Source organism: bacterium, from assembly GCA_028821235.1.
Lineage (GTDB): Bacteria > Actinomycetota > Acidimicrobiia > Spongiisociales > Spongiisociaceae > Spongiisocius.
In genome coordinates this window covers 1-3,568 of the sequence record JAPPGV010000134.1, presented here as the reverse complement: position 1 = coordinate 3,568, position 3,568 = coordinate 1, and the positions used below count along the sequence as shown (strand labels likewise).

General features: G+C 69.2%; 3 protein-coding genes and 1 pseudogene. 3 read left to right on the top strand and 1 reads right to left on the bottom strand.

What is annotated here, in order from left to right; genetic code table 11:
• Nucleotides 1–177: 177 nt before the first annotated feature.
• Nucleotides 178–687, bottom strand: coding sequence for a nitroreductase family protein (locus tag OXK16_13910; protein ID MDE0377039.1), 510 nt, complete (start codon nucleotides 685–687; stop codon nucleotides 178–180).
• A gap of 70 nt (nucleotides 688–757) precedes the next feature.
• Between OXK16_13910 and OXK16_13905 the strand changes: the two genes are divergently transcribed.
• From OXK16_13905 to OXK16_13895, 3 genes and pseudogenes are all read left to right on the top strand, one after another.
• The gene (locus tag OXK16_13905) at nucleotides 758–1,264 is read left to right on the top strand and encodes a hypothetical protein (GenBank protein ID MDE0377038.1); all 507 of its coding nucleotides are present in this window, start codon (nucleotides 758–760) and stop codon (nucleotides 1,262–1,264) included.
• Nucleotides 1,216–2,949 (top strand): DUF5671 domain-containing protein, encoded by a 1,734-nt coding sequence (locus OXK16_13900; GenBank protein ID MDE0377037.1) that lies wholly within the window; start codon nucleotides 1,216–1,218, stop codon nucleotides 2,947–2,949. The genes OXK16_13905 and OXK16_13900 overlap by 49 nt, the downstream gene beginning before the upstream one ends.
• Nucleotides 2,950–2,981: 32 nt before the next feature.
• Nucleotides 2,982–3,248 (top strand): annotated as a pseudogene (locus OXK16_13895) (DUF2277 domain-containing protein).
• The last annotated feature ends 320 nt before the right edge of the window (nucleotides 3,249–3,568 follow it).

Sequence of the window (3,568 nt, the reverse complement as noted above, 5' to 3'; positions counted from 1 at the left end):
GCGGAAGCGACTCCAGCTCGTCGAGCACCAGGGCGCGGGTGAGGGGGAGGTGGTTACCTCGTTCGGGGTTCCGATGGAGCCGGCGGCGGAGGTCCACCGTTCGGGGAAGGAGGGACCTGGCCTCCGGGAGTAAGGAGCGCACCGACCCGAGATTACACCCGGGAGGCAGGTCAGTGGTCAGTGTGTCCTGGCACCGTACGAGTTGTGGTGGATGATTTCCTCGAGCGGTTTGCGGCCTCCGGCCTTCGCCGGGCGTGAGGCCTGAGAGGGATATCCCAGCGCGATCGCGTAGCGGCAGCGCCGACCCTCGGGGATCTCGAGCACCTCGTGGGCCTTCTCGTTGTCGTGGAGGGTGATCGGGCAGGACACCATGCCTATGGCGGACGCCGCCAGCATGATGTTCTGGGCCATCCGGCCGATGTCGAACCCGTAGGTGCTGCCCTCCTGTACGAGGGCCAGCGCCACCGGCGCCTTCGACAGGGGACCGGCGAAACTGGCGCACCCCGCCAGGCGGTCCATCTGCCGGCGCTCGTCCACCAGGATGATGGACCAGTTCTGGCGGTTCTTGGCGCTCCCGGTCCAGCGGGCGGCTTCGAGAACCCGGCGGAGGTCCTCCGGCTCGACTGATCGATCGGCGTATTCACGGATCGCCCTGAGGCGCAGGATGGTGTCGTATGTGTTGCTCATGGGCGCCCACGATACCGCCGCTCCGCGGTAGCAGGGTTACGGGGCGCCGTGGCGGGTAGGCTGGCCGTCCATGAGCGATCCCACCCCGAGCCCTCCAGAAGTCGCTCGGAGCGGGAATGCTCCATCCTCCCAACGCCGCCTCCTTCTCTGGTCCGGGGCGGTACTGGCCGCACTCGTGGTGCTGGCCGCGGTCTTCTCGTTCGTGGGCGGCGCCGAGCTCGACCCGGACACGCCGGAGGGAGTAGTCCAGGACTACCTCCGGGCGGTGATCGCCGGCGACCGGCCGGCAGCCCGGTCCTATCTCGCCGAAGAACTTGACGGCTGCGGCACCCGATTCCCCCGGTACCTGGCCGACCAGGCCTTCCGGATCGAATGGCTCGACACCACCGTCGACACGGGCGAGGCCTGGGTAACCGTGTCGGTGACCGGATCCGACCCAGGGATCTTCGGCGGCGGTCGCGCCGAGACCTACGAGTACCGGTTGACCTCGGAAGCCGGCGGTTGGCGTATCACCCACCAGGAGTGGCCGTGGTACGAGTGCTCGGCGGACTCACCCAAACCCGGGCCGGAGGGTTGACCGTGGAAGTCGTCCTGGGCGTCCTGTTCCCGATCCTGGTGCTCGGCGGGGCCTTCTTCGGGCTGATCGTGATGCTGGCGCGCCGGTCAGGACGCGACATAGGGGCCACGCTCCGGCGCTTCTTCCAGCAGGGGATGCTGCTGGCCCTGGTGATCCTGGTGGCGACCGGCGTGACCGGGCTGCTGTCGGCGGCCGACCCTGACGTGGTGGCCGGCCCCGGCTACCTGGCCTTCATGCTCTCGTGCGTGATCGTGTGCGCCCCGGCCCTGCTCCTGGTGGCGCGCCGGCAACGGCGCCGCGCCGGCGGGGGGTCGGGGTTCTCGGCGGGCGGATACCTGGTCCTGGCCGAGCTGATCAGTCTGGTAACCGCCGCCACCGGCCTGTCTCTATGGGCCGAGAGCCTCTTGGAGGGCCGCTTCGACATCGCACCGGCCTCGGTGATGCTGGTCTGGGGCACGGTCTGGGCTCTGCACCATCGCATGGGGCGGTCGGGGCGGCGCCAGCATGGTGTCCTGGCCGGGTCGCTCATCGGGTTGGTCACCGTCTCGGTGTTCGGGGTCCTCGTCCTGACCTGGGTCTTCGAGCGGGCGTACGACGCCGTGGCCGGCGCGGTGATGCTGGTACGTGACGCCGGAGCGTTCCGGCAACCCTTGATCGAGCTGGTGGTCGGGAGCGCCATCTGGCTGCGCTACTGGGCGATGCTGGGGCAGCACGGCGAACGCACCACCCTGTGGCGGGCCTACGTGCTGCTGGCCGGGGTGGTCGGCGGGCTCTTCGCCGCCCTCGTCGGGGTCTGGAACCTCGCCTACCTGGCGCTCGACTGGTGGTTCGGGAGTCCGATCGGGCCGGCCGGGCCTCACTTCCGCGAGCTGCCGATGACGCTGGCGCTGATCATCGTGGGTGGGTTGGTGTGGAGGTATCACGACACGGTGATGCGTTCGGAACGCCCGGGGAAGCGTTCCGAGGTGGACCGTGCCCACGACTACACGGTGGCCGGGGTCGGACTGATCGCCACGGTGGGCGGGGCGGCGGCCGTGATCGCCGCCGCCGTCCAGGTCCTGACGCCCGCCACCGTTCTCTACCCGACCGATCGCTCCGAATTCGTGGCCGCCGTCACCGTCCTGCTGGTGGGGGCGCCGCTGTGGTGGCGCCACTGGACCCGTATCCAGCGGATCCGCGGCGCTGACCCGTCCTCCGAGGTGGCCTCTCCCACCCGGAGGATCTACCTGATAGCCCTGTTCGGGTTGGGAGGAGTGGTGGCGCTGGTCAGCCTGCTGGTGCTCGTGTACCGCGCTTTGGAGCAGGTGCTGGGGCCCGGTGTCGGCACCGGGACGGTGCTCGCCATCCGGTGGCCGCTGGCGCTGGTAGCCACCGTCGGGCTTACCGCCGCATACCACCGCACGGTGCGCCGGACCGATCTGCTGGAGATGCCGGGCGAGACCCGCCGCGAAGCTCCTCCCGAAGGGGTGAGGTCTCTGACTCTCGTTGCCCGGGACAGCGGCCTGGTAGCGGAGGCGCTAGCGGAGCAAACCGGCGTGAGGGTGCGGTATCTGGAACGCACGGACGGCCACGGGCATCTACCGGCCTTGGAGGAGGTGATGGAGATACTCGATGACCGTCCGGAACCCCATCTGCTGATCATCTCCGCGCAGGACGGCCTCGAGATCATCCCGTATGACGGGTGACACGACCCCGGGGACGGGTACCCTGGCAGGCTGTGTGTCGTAGCATCAGAACCCTTCATAACTTCGATCCGCCGGCCACGGACTAGGAGGTCGGCGCCGCCGCCTTGCAGTACGTGCGCAAGGTCTCCGGCTCGGCCCGACCGTCCCGGGCCAACCAGGATGCGTTCGATCGGGCCGTGGAGGCCATCGCCCGGGAAACCCGGACGCTGGTCGACGCGCTGGTAACCAGAGCGCCGCCCAAGAACCGGGAGGCGGAAGCCGCCAAGGCCCGAGCCCGGGCGGCCGCCCGCAGGCGCTAGCTTCCCGCACCGCCACTTCGCCGCGTTCTGTGACCGTGGTGGGCGTGTCGGTCCGGCGCCCCGACAAAGGGGTTGAACATGTCACAGCCCCGCCGCATACTGCCCGGCAGTCACAAACACCACCGGTTTCCAGCTATTCGACGTCGAGGGAACCGGAACCGGGATCAATTCGGGAGCGGACCCGCCGGGGGATAGCGGAACGCGTTCGGACCAAAGGAGGTGGTGGCTGGGGGATGGGCCCGCCGGGGAGGGCCGTGGTCGCGATGCTCCTAATGGGGGTCCACCACTTCTTCTGGTGTTTCTGGGAGGGTGTGGTGATT

What these genes read in the sequence shown, in the direction of transcription:
- OXK16_13910 (MDE0377039.1), bottom strand. Translation starts at nt 687, where the DNA reads ATGAGCAACACATACGACACCATCCTGCGCCTCAGGGCGATCCGTGAA.
- OXK16_13905 (MDE0377038.1), top strand. Translation starts at nt 758, where the DNA reads ATGAGCGATCCCACCCCGAGCCCTCCAGAAGTCGCTCGGAGCGGGAAT.